At 69.8% G+C, this 16,115-nt stretch carries 13 protein-coding genes and 1 riboswitch; of the genes, 4 read left to right on the top strand and 9 right to left on the bottom strand.

All coding sequences use genetic code 11. The features are described 5' to 3' along the window. Nucleotides 1-3 precede the first annotated feature (3 nt). The 4 genes from O7597_RS25310 to O7597_RS25295 all read right to left on the bottom strand — a co-directional run bounded on the left by O7597_RS25310 (nt 4) and on the right by O7597_RS25295 (nt 4,819). Nucleotides 4-2,376: a ribonucleoside-diphosphate reductase subunit alpha gene (locus O7597_RS25310; protein WP_281583319.1), complete on the bottom strand. Its 2,373-nt coding sequence runs from the start codon at nt 2,374-2,376 to the stop codon at nt 4-6. A gap of 141 nt (nt 2,377-2,517) precedes the next feature. Further along, a riboswitch (cobalamin riboswitch) is annotated at nt 2,518-2,724 on the bottom strand. 153 nt (nt 2,725-2,877) lie between these two features. Next, nucleotides 2,878-3,225: a hypothetical protein gene (locus O7597_RS25305; RefSeq protein WP_281580928.1), complete on the bottom strand. Its 348-nt coding sequence runs from the start codon at nt 3,223-3,225 to the stop codon at nt 2,878-2,880. Further along, a complete protein-coding gene (locus tag O7597_RS25300) occupies nt 3,222-3,371 on the bottom strand; it encodes a hypothetical protein (RefSeq protein WP_281580927.1) in 150 nt (49 codons plus the stop codon). Before O7597_RS25300 ends, O7597_RS25305 begins: the two co-directional genes overlap by 4 nt. 209 nt (nt 3,372-3,580) lie before the next feature. Then, nucleotides 3,581-4,819, bottom strand: coding sequence for a helix-turn-helix transcriptional regulator (locus tag O7597_RS25295; protein ID WP_281580926.1), 1,239 nt, complete (start codon nt 4,817-4,819; stop codon nt 3,581-3,583). Nucleotides 4,820-5,026: 207 nt separating this feature from the next. Between O7597_RS25295 and O7597_RS25290 the strand changes: the two genes are divergently transcribed. Further along, the gene (locus O7597_RS25290; protein WP_281580925.1) at nt 5,027-5,566 is read left to right on the top strand and encodes a hypothetical protein; all 540 of its coding nucleotides are present in this window, start codon (nt 5,027-5,029) and stop codon (nt 5,564-5,566) included. A gap of 995 nt (nt 5,567-6,561) precedes the next feature. On the opposite strand, the gene O7597_RS25285 is transcribed toward O7597_RS25290, so the two are convergent. Next, on the bottom strand, nt 6,562-7,101 hold the full coding sequence (locus O7597_RS25285) for a hypothetical protein (RefSeq protein WP_281580924.1): 540 nt from the start codon (nt 7,099-7,101) through the stop codon (nt 6,562-6,564). Nucleotides 7,102-7,247: 146 nt separating this feature from the next. On the opposite strand from O7597_RS25285, the gene O7597_RS25280 reads away from it, so the two are divergent. Then, a complete protein-coding gene (locus O7597_RS25280; RefSeq protein WP_281580923.1) occupies nt 7,248-7,427 on the top strand; it encodes a hypothetical protein in 180 nt (59 codons plus the stop codon). Nucleotides 7,428-7,482: 55 nt separating this feature from the next. Here O7597_RS25280 and metH read toward each other — a convergent pair whose 3' ends face one another. Beyond that, nucleotides 7,483-10,998: a methionine synthase gene (metH, locus tag O7597_RS25275; RefSeq protein WP_281580922.1), complete on the bottom strand. Its 3,516-nt coding sequence runs from the start codon at nt 10,996-10,998 to the stop codon at nt 7,483-7,485. Nucleotides 10,999-11,289: 291 nt separating this feature from the next. Between metH and O7597_RS25270 the strand changes: the two genes are divergently transcribed. Together O7597_RS25270 and O7597_RS25265 are read left to right on the top strand one after the other, a co-directional pair. Next, complete coding sequence (locus O7597_RS25270; protein WP_093402074.1) at nt 11,290-12,159, top strand: PAC2 family protein; 870 nt, start codon at nt 11,290-11,292, stop codon at nt 12,157-12,159. A 130-nt stretch (nt 12,160-12,289) separates the two neighbouring features. Next, nucleotides 12,290-13,081 (top strand): GntR family transcriptional regulator, encoded by a 792-nt coding sequence (locus O7597_RS25265; protein WP_269741185.1) that lies wholly within the window; start codon nt 12,290-12,292, stop codon nt 13,079-13,081. Nucleotides 13,082-13,355: 274 nt separating this feature from the next. Here the strand turns inward: O7597_RS25265 and mshC are convergent, their stop codons facing one another. From mshC to O7597_RS25250, 3 genes are all read right to left on the bottom strand, one after another. Further along, nucleotides 13,356-14,594, bottom strand: coding sequence for a cysteine--1-D-myo-inosityl 2-amino-2-deoxy-alpha-D-glucopyranoside ligase (gene mshC / locus O7597_RS25260; protein WP_281580921.1), 1,239 nt, complete (start codon nt 14,592-14,594; stop codon nt 13,356-13,358). 64 nt (nt 14,595-14,658) lie between these two features. After that, on the bottom strand, nt 14,659-15,477 hold the full coding sequence (locus O7597_RS25255; protein ID WP_269741183.1) for an SCO1664 family protein: 819 nt from the start codon (nt 15,475-15,477) through the stop codon (nt 14,659-14,661). Further along, the gene (locus tag O7597_RS25250; RefSeq protein ID WP_164447233.1) at nt 15,474-16,052 is read right to left on the bottom strand and encodes a DUF3090 domain-containing protein; all 579 of its coding nucleotides are present in this window, start codon (nt 16,050-16,052) and stop codon (nt 15,474-15,476) included. Before O7597_RS25250 ends, O7597_RS25255 begins: the two co-directional genes overlap by 4 nt. Nucleotides 16,053-16,115: the final 63 nt, after the last annotated feature.

Genomic DNA, 16,115 nt, shown 5'->3' with positions numbered 1-16,115 from the left:
TGGTCACTGGCACGCCTCGCAGCTCTCGGGGTTCTCCAGGGAACAGGCCAACGCCTCGTCGTCGCTGACCGCGACGACCGGCTTGATCGCCGGGGTGACGGCGACGGTGGCCTGCTGGATCCGGGTCGCGGGACGCGACCGCAGGTAGTAGGTGGTCTTCAGCCCGGCCTTCCAGGCGTACAGGTACATCGAGGAGAGCTTGCCGATGGTCGGCGCGCTCAGGAACAGGTTCAGCGACTGCGACTGGTCGATGAACGGGGCCCGGGCGGCGGCCAGGTCGATCAGCGCCCGCTGCGGCAGCTCCCACGCGGTACGGAACAGCTCCCGCACCTCCGCCGGCAGCTCGGCGATGCCCTGCACCGACCCGTCGGCCCGCTTGATCTGCTCCCGGATCGGCGCCGTCCACAGCCCGCGCGCCTTCAACTCCCGGACCAGGTACGTGTTGATCTGGAGGAACTCACCGGACATCGTCTCCCGCTTGAACAGGTTGGACACCTGCGGCTCGATGCACTCGTAACACCCGGCGATCGAAGCGATCGTGGCGGTCGGCGCGATGGCCACCAGCAGCGAGTTCCGCAGCCCGTGGCGGGCGACCCGCTCCCGCAGCGCGGTCCACCGCTGCGTCTGCGTCACCTCCGCGCCCCACAGGTCGGGATGCAGCTCACCCTTCGCGGCCCGGGTTTCGGCGTACGCAGGATGCGGGCCGAACCGCTCGGCCAGCCCGGCCGACGTCTCCAGCGCGGTCAGGAAGATCTCCTCCTGCACCCGGGTCGACAGCTCCCGTGCCGACGCCGAATCGAACGGCAGGCGCAGGGTGAACAACGCGTCCTGCAGCCCCATCAGCCCGAGCCCGACCGGTCGCCAGCGCGGGTTCGACACCGCCGTCTGCTCGGCCGGGTAGTAGTTGATGTCGATCACCCGGTCGAGGAACACCACAGCCGTGCGTACCGTCGCGCGCAGCTTCTCCCAGTCGACGCCGTCGGCGGTGACGTGCGCGCCCAGGTTGACCGAGCCCAGGTTGCACACGGCCGTCTCGGTGTCGCTGTTGACCTCCAGCATCTCCGTGCACAGGTTCGACAGGTGGATCGTGTTGCCGGGCGCACCGGTCTGGTTGGACAGCCGGTTCGCGGCGTCCTTGAAGGTCATCCAACCGTTGCCGGTCTGCGCGAGCGTACGCATCATCCGGCCGTACAGGTCGCGGGCCTTGACCGTCCGGACGGCCTTCTTCTCCGCCGCCCGGTACGCCTCGTCGAACGCCTCGCCGAACAGGTCCGGCAGCTCCGGCGCGTCCGACGGGTCGACCAGCGACCAGTCGCCGTCGGCCTCGACCCGCCGCATGAACTCGTCCGGGATCCAGTTGGCCAGGTTCAGGTTGTGGGTACGCCGGGACTCCTCCCCGGTGTTGTCCCGCAACTCCAGGAACTCCTCGATGTCCGGGTGCCACGGCTCCAGGTAGACGCAGGCCGCGCCCTTGCGTCGGCCACCCTGGTTGACCGCCGCCACCCCGGCGTCGAGCGTCTTCAGGAACGGCACGATGCCGTTCGACCTGCCGTTGGTGCCCCGGATCAGCGCACCCCGACCCCGCACCCGCGACCAGGAGATGCCGATCCCGCCGGAGAACTTCGACAGCTTCGCCACCTGGTGGTAACGCTCGTAGATCGAGTCGAGTTCGTCGCGCGGCGAGTCGACAAGGAAACACGACGACATCTGCGTGTGCCGGGTACCCGAGTTGAACAGCGTCGGTGAACTCGGCAGGTAGGCCAGGCTCGACATCAGCCGGTAGAACGCGATCGCCTCGCCCGGCGTCTGCGACAGCCCGCAGGCCACCCGTAGCAGCCAGTACTGCGGCGTCTCCACCACCAGCCGGGTCTGCGGATGCCGCAGCAGGTAGCGGTCCGCGACCGTACGCAGCCCGAAGTACTCGAACCGCAGGTCGCCGTCCGGGTCCACCGCGTCGTCCAGCTTGCGCGCGTTACGGGCCACGAAATCGGCCGTGGCGTCCCCGATCAGCCCCAGGCCGTGCGCGTACCGGATGGACTGGCTGAAGCTCGCCACCTGCTGCCCACGGACCTCCTTGTCCACGTACGCGGCCAGCAGCCGCGCCGCCAGCTTCGAGTACTGCGGCTCCGCACCGATCAGCTCGGCGGCCGTCTGGATGGACAGCTTGTCCAGCTCGGCGGTGGTGGCACCGTCGTACAGACCGCTGATGGTCTTCGTGGCCACCCGCAGCGGATCCACCTCGTCGAGGTCGGCAACCCACCGCTCCACCGCACGGACGATCTTGTTGACGTCCACCGGTTCCGTGGCGCCGTCGCGCTTGCGGACCTGCATCACCTGCCGGCGCTGCTCCGACACAGCTGGGCCGGAGGCCGCCATCTCCCGCACGACCGTCACGTCTCTCTCCTCGCGCCGTCACCGAGGGCCTCGGACACGCGGGAGGACGCCACGGGATCCGCGCAGGCGGCACGGCCCGTTCCTGGCGTCGGCCGTCCCACGCGGCCTGCGGCCGCCGCCCACGAGTGCGGGCGGCGTGCTGGCAGGTCTTCGGACTCGTGGGCGTGCTAACGCGCTCCTACTGGCCGTCGCTTCCCAGGCCGTGGCCCAGTGCTTCGTGACGGCTGTCGTTCCCACTCACCGCTGCGGGGCAGCCCCGGATTCCCACCGGGTTCCCTCTTGCCTCGGCCGCCCCGGATGGGCGCCCGAACCAGCTACGGGTGACACCATATATGGGTGGCCCACGAACGCAAGACACCAGATGGTGTGTCGGCGTGTCCTGCAACGTGGGTCACATCCGGCTATGCCGGTCCGTGCTTGACCGGTCGCAGGCAGGCAGGCGTACGAAAAGGACGGCGGATGCGACGGGATGCTGATCGTCGGTCACGCCCCGGCGCGGCTACCCGCCCCGCAGGTGCACCGCAGCCACGCGAGGAACCGGGTGGTCAGCTCGCCGGGATCCTCGCGCGGCAGGTCGTCCAACGCCGCCGTCAACAAGGCACCCGCGTACATCGACAGGCCCACCCGGTCCCGGCCGTACGCCTCGGCGAGTCGCACCCGCGCCGGAGCGCACGGCCACACCGGTTCGCCGTCGCAGGTGCCGCACGTCCACTGCGGCCGGCGTGGTAGGTGCTGGTCGCCGAGGCGGCCGGGCAGGGCGTCGACAGCGCGACCGATCCGGATCGCCTCAGCGGCCATAGCGTCGCGGTAGCGCACGGGTCGCCCGGTCATGCCAGCCACCGGGCGCTGCTCCGGGCCTGGTCGAGCAGGCGTTGCCGGGCGGCCTCCTGCTCGACGGTCTCCCGCCACTGCCTGCCGTCAGCTAGCGGCCTCGGCCGCCGCCGCAGCCACCACCAGAACCTGCGCCACCTGCTCACGTCATCACCTCCGCCATGTTCAGGAAGGCGGCGGCGGGTTCCCCGCACCGGGTGGGACGCGATAGACACCGCCGCCGCCGCAGATGCCCGGCGCAGGGGGACCACGCCCGGCATCTCCCGCCCACCGTCCCGGTTAGACCGACGAACTACCAGGGACGTCAACGACCAGACGCGCAGGTCAGCGGTGTGACTGGTACGTGGTGTACAGGTCAGAGCGTGCAGCCGACGAGCGTGGCCAGCTCGGACAGTTCTGTCGACATCGCCCGACGGCGCCCGTTGGTGATCTGCTGCACGATGTCGCGAGCGTACCGCTGTTGCCGCAGCCACGTCGGAGCCCGATCCCGCAGGTCCAACAGCACCCCGGTGGCGTCGGCATACTGCCGTTGCTGGACGTACGCCCACGCCACATCTAGCCGGTGCCGCTGCCACGACGTGGCCACCGTGGCCACCGTGGCCCCGACCGGCACCCGCTCGGCCATCTCCAACACCCGGCCGGCATCCCCCGCAACGGCCGCCGCCTCCACCCGCATCATCTCCACCCGGGCCGCGCGGAATCCGCCAAGGATCGCCAGGTGCCCTCCGCCCACCGGCCGGTCCGCAAGCCGCGCCGCGCCAGCCGCCGCCGCGTCGAGCAGCGCGTTCGCGTCGTCGGCTCGGTTGTCCCGGGCGGCAGCAGCGGCGGCGGCGAGCAGCAGCCAGCCCCACACCGCCAGCTCCGCCGGCTCCGCCCGCCGTAGCCGCGGCTCCACTGCGTCTGCCGTGGCGATGGCCACCTGCTCGGCCTCGTCGAGCCGACCCTGTCGCAGCAGCAGCCACGACGATCCCTTGACTGTGGACGCACCGAGTACTGGGTCACCGGCCACCTCGGCGGCGTCGAGGGCTCCGGCCACAGCCGCATATGCCAGATCCCCGGCCCGAAGCTGGATTAGCAGCTCGCCGGCCAGATAGCGGGCCTGCGCCAACGTCACGTACGCACGGATGCGCTCTGGGTCGGCGACGGCCATTGCCGTGTGCTGCGCGTCCTCGATCAGCCGGGGCATGCCGGTCAGGGCTGCCGCATAGTCGCCTCGGTGGTAGGCCGCGTCGAGGTCGCCCAGGCGACGGCGGACAAAGTCTAGGGCGGGCGGCGGTCCGGCCGGCGTGACGGTGACCGGGCCGCCCAGCCCTCGGGCCGGGGTCAGTGTCCGCCGGATCGCCGCCAGGGACAGCGGCCGGTGGTCGGGTTCGCGTCGGGCTGCGGCCTGCGAGGTGTCGCCGAGCAGCGCGGTGGTGGGCACGTCCAGGGCGCGGGCGAGCGCGTGCAATGTCGCCATGCGCGCGGAGGCCCGTTCGCCGCGCTCCAGCTTGCGGATGGTCTCGACCGACACATCGGCACGCTCGGCGAGTTGTTCTTGCGTGAGGGTGGACTGGCGACGGATACGGGCGAGGTGCTCCCCGATGGTCGGCATGGTCGATCGTCTCCCCAGGTGGAGGGCCGGGCGGTGACCTGCCGGCCTGCACACCGGCGGGCCGCCACAGTCGACGGTACCCGGCACCGGGATGCCAGACAGCGCCCGACAGGCGAGTCGTGCCGTCGGCGGAGGTGGTCAGTCGACTGGCCGAGACTTATTCGGTGCGCGGTGCCGCCAACTCCCATTGTGGGATAGACATACCCCATGCGCTTCACCCTGACCTACGACGGCGTGCTCACCCCCGACGCCAGCGCGAAGCACAAGATGGACGTCCGCCGACGCTTCCATGGACAGCTGGCGGAGTTGTGGACGCACGAGCCACTTAAGCAACTGGCGAGAGCCGCTGAGCCTGACGGCACCAACTACAAGACCATCGCCGGACATGGCTTTACTGCGGTCGTGCACGACGCGTACAACCTGCGAGCAGACCTAGACATCCTGTTGCTGCGGGAAGCCGCGCCGGGAAGCGTCCTCAGCAGGGCAGACATCGATAACCAGCTCAAGACCCTGTTCGACGCACTGACATGGCCGCAGCAAACGCAGCAGGTTCCATCAGACTGGGCCCCGGAGGACAGTGAAAAGCCGCTGCACTGCCTGCTCCAGGATGACCGGCACATCACCCGCCTCCGATTGGAGACTGAGCGCTGGCTCGGCGCACCCGCCCCTCAGCACGTTCGTCTCTTTCTCCGGGTCCGAGTCACCAGCGCCTCCCCCACACATGCCTCCGTCCTACTGGGCGTCTGACGGCCAGCAGGCCGCGAGGGATCCAGAGGAAATATCGGACGGCGCATTGGGCGGGGGTTACAGTCTTCAACCACGTTTGTTGGTTGCTGTGCGATCACAACTGAATTAAGTTGCAGAAGCGAACCCACCAGTCATAACGAAGGGCAGACAAGTGTTAAAGTCGGAACAGAAGAGATGCCTCTTCTGCGAAAGCACTCGTGAGATCAGCAAAGAGCACGTACTACCCAAGAAATGGCAGAAGATATTTGGCGGCGACCCTTTCGAACGCATTGACGAGGGTTGGCGGTTGAACGCGGCGGGGATAGCAGTTTGGGCAAACCAGAATGTGCACGCGAGACCCTTTAGTCGCTGGGTACGTGAGGTTTGTAAGTCATGCAACGGTGGATGGATGAGCCGACTCGAAGAGTCGCAAGCCGGCCCACTGGTCCAGGATATGGCCAAGGGCCTAGAAAGAGAGCTTTCAGCACGAGAGTTGGGGCATATAGCTAGATGGGCCGGCAAGACGGCGATCGTGATCGAGGCACTAACACAAATGCGACGGGCATCCGGTCAGGATCAGCGCAACGCACTGAGGAGAGGCGAGACTCCACCCAGACTCCAAGTCTGGGCACTACCTTTCCCGCAGGGAGACTCTGTCTACTATCACGCCACAGGCGAGGCTTTGATAGCCCGAGACGGAAAAGCATTCCCTTACTTTATTACCTCAATAATAATCTTCAAAGTTCACTTCTTAATCGTACATTACTCGGAAGGGCTTGAGTCTACATTCCTCCACATTAACCTAGTCGAGCATCTGGGGGCCCCCTTAGGAAACGCTACACGCGCTCAGACGTGGCCGCCCCCGCCCATCGAAAGAGAGACTCTACCAATGCTCAGGCACCGCAAAATCCAGTACCACCTCATGACAAGCACGGTTAGCGGGCCAGCATCGACGCACGTCCAACCTTACCCGCGTCGGCAGTCACCCAGTTAGCCACTCAGCTAAACGAGCCCCCTTAACGCGCATCATCGGTGTCCCCAGGGATTCCGAGATCCTCTCGGATCATGAGTAGCAGCTTGAACTCAGCTTCGTCATATCGTTCCTGACCGTCGTAAAACATCGGATCGTCAAGGTCGTCGTGCTTGCAGTACTCACCCCACCGCCAAGCTGCGTTGTACGCTGTAGCTGCCGCCATAGCGACGGCCGGCCTTCCATAGATCCTCAGGCGGTTCAGGCGAGCGAATGTCTGAGCATTCCAGTCGCGAGGCAGCACAGGGTCGCTGTGGAAGCCGTAACCCTTTTCATAGGCCATTAGAGCCATGGCCTTGAGGGACTCGTAAAAGCTGACATATGACTCCCGTCGGTGCTCGAATGTTCGATCCTCATCCTCGCGAGCCCAGCGTTCCTGCTCCCGCTGACGGTCACGCTGCCAAGTCTTGTCGTCCCGCCGGTCTGAACGACGTTGTGTGATGAGCACGCCGGCCACACCCGCAGCTACAGTTCCTATTACGCCGATCACCGCCACGATCAGCGGAACCCAGAGTGGAGTCTGCACGGTTCGATGGTGCTGTTCCGGTCAAGTGGAGCGCTACCCCAGAGACCAGCCAGGTATGCCATCACTGTCTGCCGGCGACCCGCACTTCAGGGGGAACGGGCCGCTGCCCGTTCCCCACGTCAAGCGCACCTTGACACGCCGCTGGCGTGCTGCGGCGGCCCACCGGGCTTCCCCTGTCCGCCGCGTACCTGGGGCACTCCGACCCCGGCTTCACCCTCCGGATCTACACGCACCTGCTGCCAACCAGCGAGGACCGCACCCGTCGCGCGATCGACCACGCCTTCGCCGACGATCCGCAGACACCGGACGGCCTGGAGACGGCATGATCATGCATCACGGCCATTCCAGGTGCTCCACCGCAGGTCAGAGCGCCTGCGGTGGTCACTTGGCGTTGAAGTAGCTGGCCTCGGGGTGGTGGACGACGATGGCGTCGGTGGCCTGCTCCGGCATCAGCTGGAACTCCTCCGACAACTGCACACCGATCCGCTCGGCACCGAGCAGCTCCACGATCTTCGCCCGGTCCTCCAGGTCGGGGCAGGCCGGGTAACCGAACGCGTACCGGCAGCCCCGGTAGTCGGTGCGCAGCAGGCCGGCCAGGTCGGCGGGGTCGTCGTCGGCGACGGTACGGCCGTCGGGCAGCCGCAGCTCGGCCCGGACCCGCTTGTGCCAGTACTCGGCGAGGGCCTCGGTGAGCTGCACCGACAGGCCGTGCACCTCCAGGTAGTCGCGGTACTCGTTGCGGGCGAACAGCTTGGCCGCGTACTCGCTGACCGGTTGGCCGACGGTGACCAGCTGCAACGCGACCACGTCCAGGTCCTCGCCGCGCGGGCGGAAGAAGTCGGCCAGGCACAGCCGCCGCTCCTGCCGCTGCCGGGGGAAGGTGAACCGGGCCCGCTCGGCGTGCCCGTTCTCGTCCAGGACGACCAGGTCGTTGCCCTCCGAGTAGGCCGGGAAGTAGCCGTACACCACGGCCGCCTCCAACACCTGGTCGGCGATCAGCCGGTCCAACCAGTAGCGCAGCCTCGGCCGGCCCTCGGTCTCCACCAGCTCCTCGTACGACGGGCCCTTTCCGCCGCGCGCACCGCGCAGCCCCCACTGGCCCATGAAGGTGGCCCGCTCGTCCAGCAGCGCCGCGTAGTCGGCCAGCGGCACCCCCTTGACCACCCGGGTGCCGTGGAACGGTGCGACCGGCACCGGCACGTCGACCGCGACGTCGGAGCGTACCGAGGTGTCGTGCAGTTCCGGCAGCGACTCGGCGACCACCGCACGCTGCCGTTCCCGGCGGGCCCGCCGGGCCGCCAGGGCCGCCTCCCGCTCGGGGTCCACCACCGGGGCGCCGCCACGCTTGGCGGTCATCACCCGGTCCATCAGGGAGAGCCCCTCGAAGGCGTCGCGGGCGTAGTGCACCTGGCCGGGGAACATCGACCGCAGGTCGTCCTCGACGTACGCCCGGGTCAGCGCCGCGCCACCGAGCAGGACCGGCCAGCGCTCCGCGACCCCGCGCGACGCCATCTCGACCAGGTTCTCCTTCATGATGACGGTGCTCTTGACCAGCAGACCCGACATGCCGATGGCGTCGGCGCGGTGCTGCTCGGCGGCGTCGAGGATGGCGGAGATCGGCTGCTTGATGCCGATGTTCACCACCTCGTAGCCGTTGTTGGACAGGATGATGTCCACCAGGTTCTTGCCGATGTCGTGCACGTCGCCCTTGACGGTGGCGAGCACGATGCGGCCCTTGCCGCCGTCGTCGGCCTTCTCCATGTGCGGTTCGAGGTACGCCACCGCGGTCTTCATCACCTCGGCGGACTGCAACACGAACGGCAGCTGCATCTGACCGGAGCCGAACAGCTCACCGACGACCTTCATGCCGTCCAGCAGGATGTCGTTGATGATGAGCAGCGGGGCGGTGCCGGCCGCCATCGCCGCGTCGAGGTCGGCCTCCAGGCCGTTGCGCTCGCCGTCGATGATCCGCCGCTTGAGCCGCTCATTGAGCGGCAGGGCCGCCAACTCCTCGGCCCGGGTGGCACGTGCCGAGGCGGCGTCCACACCCTCGAAGACCTCGATGAACCGCTGCACCGGGTCGTAGCCCTCGCGACGCCGGTCGTAGACCAGGTCGAGGGCGATCTCGCGCTGCTCGTCGGGGATCTTCGACATCGGCAGGATCTTGCTGGCGTGCACGATCGCCGAGGTGAGCCCGGCCTGCACGCACTCGTGCAGGAACACCGAGTTGAGCACCTGCCGGGCCGCCGGGTTCAGTCCGAACGAGACGTTCGAGATGCCCAGGGTGAAGTTCACCCCGGGCCAACGGCGGGCGATCTCCCGGATCGCCTCGATCGTCTCGATGCCGTCGCGGCGGGTCTCCTCCTGACCGGTGGCGATCGGGAAGGTCAGCGCGTCGATGAGGATGTCCGCGCGGCGCAGCCCCCACCGGCCGGTGAGGTCCTCGATCAGCCGCTCGGCCACCCGTACCTTCCACTCCGCCGTGCGGGCCTGGCCCTCCTCGTCGATGAGCAGCGCGACCACGGCGGCGCCGTGCTCGGCGACCACCGGCATCACCCGCGCGTAGCGGGAGTCGGGGCCGTCGCCGTCCTCGAAGTTGACCGAGTTGACCACGCACCGGCCGCCGAGCATCTCCAGGCCGGCCTCGATCACCGCCGGCTCGGTCGAGTCCAGCATGATCGGCAGCGTAGAGGCGGTGGCGAACCGACCGGCCAGCTCACGCATGTCGGTGGTGCCGTCCCGGCCGACGTAGTCGACGCAGAGGTCCAGCAGGTGCGAGCCGTCGCGGGCCTGGCCCCGGGCGATCTCCACGCAGGACTGCCAGTCGGCGGCGAGCATCGCCTCCCGGAACGCCTTGGAGCCGTTGGCGTTGGTCCGCTCCCCCACCATCAGCACGCTGGCGTCCTGCGCGAACGGCACGTGGTGGTAGATCGAGGAGACACCCGGATCGGTACGCGGTTCGCGGGCCACCGGCCGGGCCCCGCCCAGCCGCTCGGCGAGCAGCCTGATGTGCTCCGGGGTGGTGCCGCAGCAGCCGCCGATCAGGGAGACGCCGTACTCGGTGACGAAACGTTCCATGGCGTCGGCCAACTCCACCGGAGTCAGCGGGTAGATCGCACCGTCGGCGGTGAGCTGTGGCAGGCCGGCGTTCGGCATCACCGACAGCGGGACGGTGGCGTGTTGGGAGAGATAGCGCAGGTGCTCGCTCATCTCCGCCGGACCGGTGGCGCAGTTGAGCCCGATGAGATCGACGCCGAGCGGCTCGATCGCGGTCAGCGCGGCACCGATCTCGCTGCCGAGCAGCATGGTGCCGGTGGTCTCCACGGTGACGTGACAGATCAGCGGCACCTTGCGGCCCAACTCCGCCATCGCCCGGTGCGAGCCGACCACGGCGGCCTTGACCTGAAGGAGGTCCTGGCAGGTCTCGATGATCAGCGCGTCCGCGCCACCCTCGATCAGCCCGGCCGCGTTCTCCTGGTAGGCGTCGCGCAGCGTGGCGTAGGCGGCGTGCCCGAGCGTGGGCAGCTTCGTGCCGGGACCGACGGACCCGAGCACGAACCGGGGCCGCTCAGCCGTCGAGTACGCGTCGGCGGCCGCCCGGGCGATGCCGGCACCGGCCGCCGACAGTTCACGAATGCGGTGCTGGATGTCGTACTCGGCGAGGTTGGCCAGGTTCGCGCCGAAGGTGTTCGTCTCCACACAGTCCGCGCCCGCCGCCAGGTACGCCTCGTGCACGCCACGGACCACGTCCGGCCGGGTGACGTTGAGGATCTCGTTGCACCCCTCCAGACCGTCGAAGTCGTCCAGGGTCAGGTCCGCAGCCTGCAGCATCGTGCCCATCGCCCCGTCGGTGACGAGGATCCGGTCGGTCAACGCGTCGAGCAACGAGGTACGCACCACCTCAGGTTAGTGCGGTCGGCCGGGCCCGCACCCCTGCGTACCGTCCGATCCCACATTGTGTCATCGGGATCACGTTGCCCGTTTTGGCCGGCAATGCCCAACATCGTGGCCTGCGCGCAGCCCGACGGCGGCGCCGACGCCCGGCCCATCCGGCGCGGCCGGCGGGCCGGGTCCGGGCCTGGCACGTAGGCTGACTGACGTGAAGGACTACAGCGACACCGCCACGCACCGTGGGCGGACGACCGGGACCGCGTCCCGGACCGCCGGTGACGAGCAGGAGGTGACGGCGTGACCGAGTTCGACGGGCTGCCGGTGCTGCGGTCCCCGGTCGCCATCTGCGCCTTCGAGGGGTGGAACGACGCGGCGGACGCGTCCACCGCGGCGGTCGAGCACCTGGAACAGGTGTGGGAGGCCCGGCCCGTCACCGAGCTCGACCCGGAGGACTTCTACGACTTCCAGGTCAGCCGACCCACCATCGCCATGTCCGACGGTGCCACCCGCCGGGTGGAGTGGCCGACCACCCGGTTCACGGTCGCCAGCCCCGCCGGCACCGAGCGGGACGTGGTGCTGATCCGTGGCATCGAGCCGAGCATGCGGTGGCGGACCTTCTGCGAGCAGGTGCTGGAGATCTGCCACAGCCTGGAGGTCGAGCGGGTGGTGCTGCTCGGTGCCCTGCTGGCCGACGTGCCGTACACCCGGCCGCTGCCGATCAGCGGCAGCGCCTCCGACGCCGACGCCGCGCGCCGCTACCAGCTCACCCCGACCCGCTACGACGGGCCGACCGGGATCGTCGGCGTGCTGCACGACGCCTGCACCCGCGCCGAGGTCGACGCCGTTTCGTTCTGGGTCCACGTACCGCACTACGCCAACAACCCGCCCTGCCCGAAGGCCACCCTCGCCCTGCTGCACCGGGTCGAGGAGGTGCTCGACCTGCCGGTGCCCATGGCCGACCTGGCCGAGGAGGCCGCCGAGTGGGAACAGCGGGTACGCAGCGCCGCCGAGCAGGACGCCGAGCTGGGCGAGTACGTCCGCGAGCTGGAGGAACGCGTCGGTGACGCCGGCATCACCCCGTTGACCGGGGACGAGATCGCCCAGGAGTTCGAGAAGTACCTGCGCCGCCGGGGGGGATCCGCCGGCCCCACCGCCGGTTCCTGGTGACCCGCTAGCCCCGTTCCGCTTTCGAGACCCCGGGCGATCACCCGCCCGGGGTGTCGTCGTGTGTGTCGGGGTGGCGGCGCCCACCACCCGTACGGCATCCTAGGAACCTAGCTGAAATGAGGAGGCGGGGATGCAGATCAACCCGGGGGCGGCCGAGTTCCCGCACCGGCAGATCGCGGCGCAGCTCAAGACCCAGATCCGACGCGGCGACTGGGCACCGGGCGAGCGGCTGCCGTCCATCCCGGCCATCGCCGAGATGTTCGGCGTCGCCAAGCAGACCGTGCAACGCGCCGTCGACCAGCTGCGGGTCGAGGGTGTCCTGATCACCAAACCCGGTTCCGGTACGTACGTCCGAGGCACCCGGCGGCGACTCAACCGACTCTCCCGGGGCCGCTACGGCGGCTTCCGCGGCTACCACACCGACCTGGCCGCCCGCTATCGCCAGCAGCTCGTCTCCGTCGGCCGCTCCCCCGCGCCGCCCGAGGTGGCCGACGCGTTCGGCGTGCCCGACGGCACCGAACTGCTCTGCCGCCGCCACCTCGTCCGCGCCGAGGACTCACCGGTGGAGGTGGGCGCCTCCTGGTTCCTGCCCGCCGACACCGCCGGCACCAGCCTGGAGCGGGCCGAGGCGTTCGGCCGCCCGCTCTACCAGGAGGCCGAGGAGGCCACCGGTCGGCGGTACGCGACCGCCACCGACACCATCACCGCCCGCCAGCCCAGCCGCGAGGAGTCGGAGACCCTCCAGATCCGCCCGGACACCCCCGTGCTGCACCTGCTGCACGTGGCGTACGACCCGCAGCGCCGCCCCATCGAGGTCGCCCAGGCCACCTGGCCCGGACCGGTCACCACCCTCACCGAGGAGTACCAGATCCCCGCCCCCGCCGAATCCCCCGACCCGGACCCCGGCCTCGTCCTCGGCTGACGTCCCCCACCACCCCACGCCCGCCACCCATGGGGTCCTCGCCCCGACGGGGAACAGGAAGCAGCAACATCGGGGATGTTGTCCCCTCACCGGCGCCCGAGACAGCAACGTCGGGGAAGTTGCTGTCTCAAGGCGTCCGGGCAGGGCGCGCACGACAACAACATCGCGGACGTTGTCCTGCGGCGTCCGAGGCAGCAACATCGGCGATGTTGCTGCCTCGGGCGGGAGGGGCACAGGGCGGGAGGGGCGACGTCGGGGAGCTTGCCGGATCTGGTCAGAGGCGGATGCCGAGCAGGGCGTCGACGGTGTCGGCGAACAGGCGCGGCGCGGCCGGGTCGTCGTCGGCGCCGGCGAGCGTCCGATCGGCCCACTCGTCGGCCAGCCGCAGGGCACCGGGCGTGTCGAGATCGTCGGTGAGTCGTTCGCGTACGCCGGCCAGGAACGCGGCCCCGGACGGCCCGGCGGTCGCGGCGGCGGCCCGCCGCCAGCGGCCCAGCCGCTCCTGGGCGGCGGTGAGCAGGTCGTCGGTCCAGGACCGGTCCGCGCGGTAGTGCCCGGAGAGCAGGGCCAGCCGGACCGCCATCGGGTCGACCTTGTCGGCGCGCAGCCGGGACACGAAGACCAGGTTGCCCCGGGACTTGGACATCTTCTCGCCGTCCAGCCCGATCATCCCGGCGTGCACGTAGTGACCGGCGAAGGGTGCCGCGCCGGTCAGCCGCTCGGCGTGCGCGGCGGAGCACTCGTGGTGCGGGAAGAGCAGGTCGTTGCCGCCACCCTGCACGTCGATGGTGGAGCCGAGCAGGCCCAGGGCGATCACCGCGCACTCGATGTGCCAGCCTGGCCGGCCAGGGCCGAGGTCGCCACCCGGCCAGGACGGCTCGCCGTCGCGGGCGCCGCGCCACAGCAGCGGGTCCAGCGGGTCACGCTTGCCGGCGCGGGCCGGGTCGCCACCGCGCTCGGGGAAGATCTCCAGCATCTCCGCGCGGGAGAGGTTGGACTCGTAGCCGAAGCTCGGCGCGGCCGAGATGTCGAAGTAGACGTCGCCGGTGCCGTCGTCGAGGCGGTACGCGGCGCCGTCCTTGAGCAGCACCAGCACCTTCTCGGCGATGTCCGGGATCGACTCCACCGCGCCGACGTAGTGGGCGGGTGGGATGATCCGCAACGCCTCCATGTCCTCCCGGAACAGCGCCGTCTCCCGCATCGCCAGGACCTTCCAGTCCTCCCGGTCGCGTTCGGCCCGCTCCAGCAACGGGTCGTCGATGTCGGTGACGTTCTGCACGTAACGGACCTCATGGCCGGCGTCCCGCCACATCCGCTGCACCAGGTCAAAGGTGATCATGGTGGCGGCGTGACCGAGGTGGGTGGCGTCGTACGGGGTGATGCCGCAGACGTACATGGTGGCGGTGCCGTCCGGGTCGCTCGGCTGCACGCTCGCGCGCGCCGAGTCGAACAACCGCAACGGCTCGCTCCGGCCCGGCAGCCGCGGCACCTCGTGCCCCACCCAAGACTCCATGCCCGTCAGCCTAACCAGCCGTCGGGCGACGTCACGCCGGCCGGCGAGTGATCAACGCGACAGCTCAGATCGGCGGCCAGGGCACCGCCGGCCAGTCCTGGGAGGGCTGCGGAAAGCGGCCGCTGCGGCACAGCCGGTCGATCCGGGCGGCCAGCTCGGCGATCTCACCGAGGGTGAGGTGCTCGGCCAGTTCCTCGCCGAGCGGGCCGGCGACCTGACGGGACAGCCGACCGAGCATGTCGACCGCGTCGTCCGGCAGCGAGCGGCCGGCCCAGCCCCAGAGCACCGTCCGCAGCTTCTCCTCCACGTGGAAGCTCACCCCGTGGTCGACCCCGTGGATCCGGTCGTCCGGGCCGACCAGGACGTGGCCGCCCTTGCGGTCCGCGTTGTTGATCACCGCGTCGAGCACCGCGAGCCGGGCCAGGCGCGGGTCGTCGGCGTGCGCGAGGGCATACGCGGTGCCGTCGTCGTCGCGGGCGGCCGCGATCGGGAACCAGCGGGGTGGTACCGAGTCGGCCGGCACGAATCCCACGAGCGGTTCGGCGTCGGCCGGCTCGTCGATCCACAGCTGGCAGGATCCGGTCCCGAACGGCCCGTCCCGCAGCACCGTCGGCGGCACCAGATCCCAGCCCGTGGCCGCGGAGACCAGGTAGGCGGCCACCTCCCGGCCGGCCAGGGTGCCGTCCGGGAAGTCCCACAGCGGTCGCTCACCGCGCACCGGCTTGTACACGCACCGGGCCGACATCCCGTCCAGGGTGAGCACGCCGCGCAGGGTGGTGTTCGACGCGTCGACCAGTCGCCCCTCCACGGTCAGCTCACCGTCCCGCAGCAGGCGCAGCGCGGCACCCCCGTCCTGTCGGGGAGCCACGCCGGAGGAGGTCACCGGTGGTAGCCGTTGTTCCGGGGGCAGAGATGGCCGGCCGGGTCGAGAGGCTGGCCGCACAGCGGGCAGGGCGGCCGGCCGGCGTTGACCACCCGCCGGGCCCGCTCGATGAACGCACGGGTCGCCTCGGGGGTCAGCCGGACCCGGAGCCGGTCGAGATCCTCGTCGGGCTCCACATCGTCGGGCTCGTCCTCCGCCTCCGCCTCGCCAAGCTCGATCTCGGTCTCCGCCTCGCCGACCGCGATCGCCTCGATCACCACGGTCGCGGTGTCGGCGTCGAAGGCCAGGCCCAACGTGCCGACCCGGAACTCCTCGTCGACCGGTGTCTCCAGCGGGTCGTTGTCACCGACCGGGACGGTGGCCTCGGGCAGTTCCACACCGAACCGACGCTGAGCCTCGGTGAGCAGCTCCTCCAGCTTCTCGGCGAGCAGGGAGACCTGGACCTTCTCCAGCGCGACGCTGACCAGCCGGCCACCGCCGCGCGCCTGGAGGAAGAACGTACGCTCCCCCGGCGGCCCGACGGTCCCGGCGACGAACCGCTCCGGCGGCTCGAAGGCGTGCACCTGGTGGGTCATACCCACGACCCTATCCGGCGGCCCCACGCAGCGCGCACCCCACCGACCCGAATCGCGACGCAC

The sequence above is a fragment of the Verrucosispora sp. WMMC514 genome (genome assembly GCF_027497295.1).
In the GTDB taxonomy this organism is placed as follows: Bacteria; Actinomycetota; Actinomycetes; order Mycobacteriales; family Micromonosporaceae; genus Micromonospora; species Micromonospora palythoicola.
Note: the sequence above shows the minus strand (reverse complement) of the source record. Positions and strands in the feature narration are given on the sequence as shown.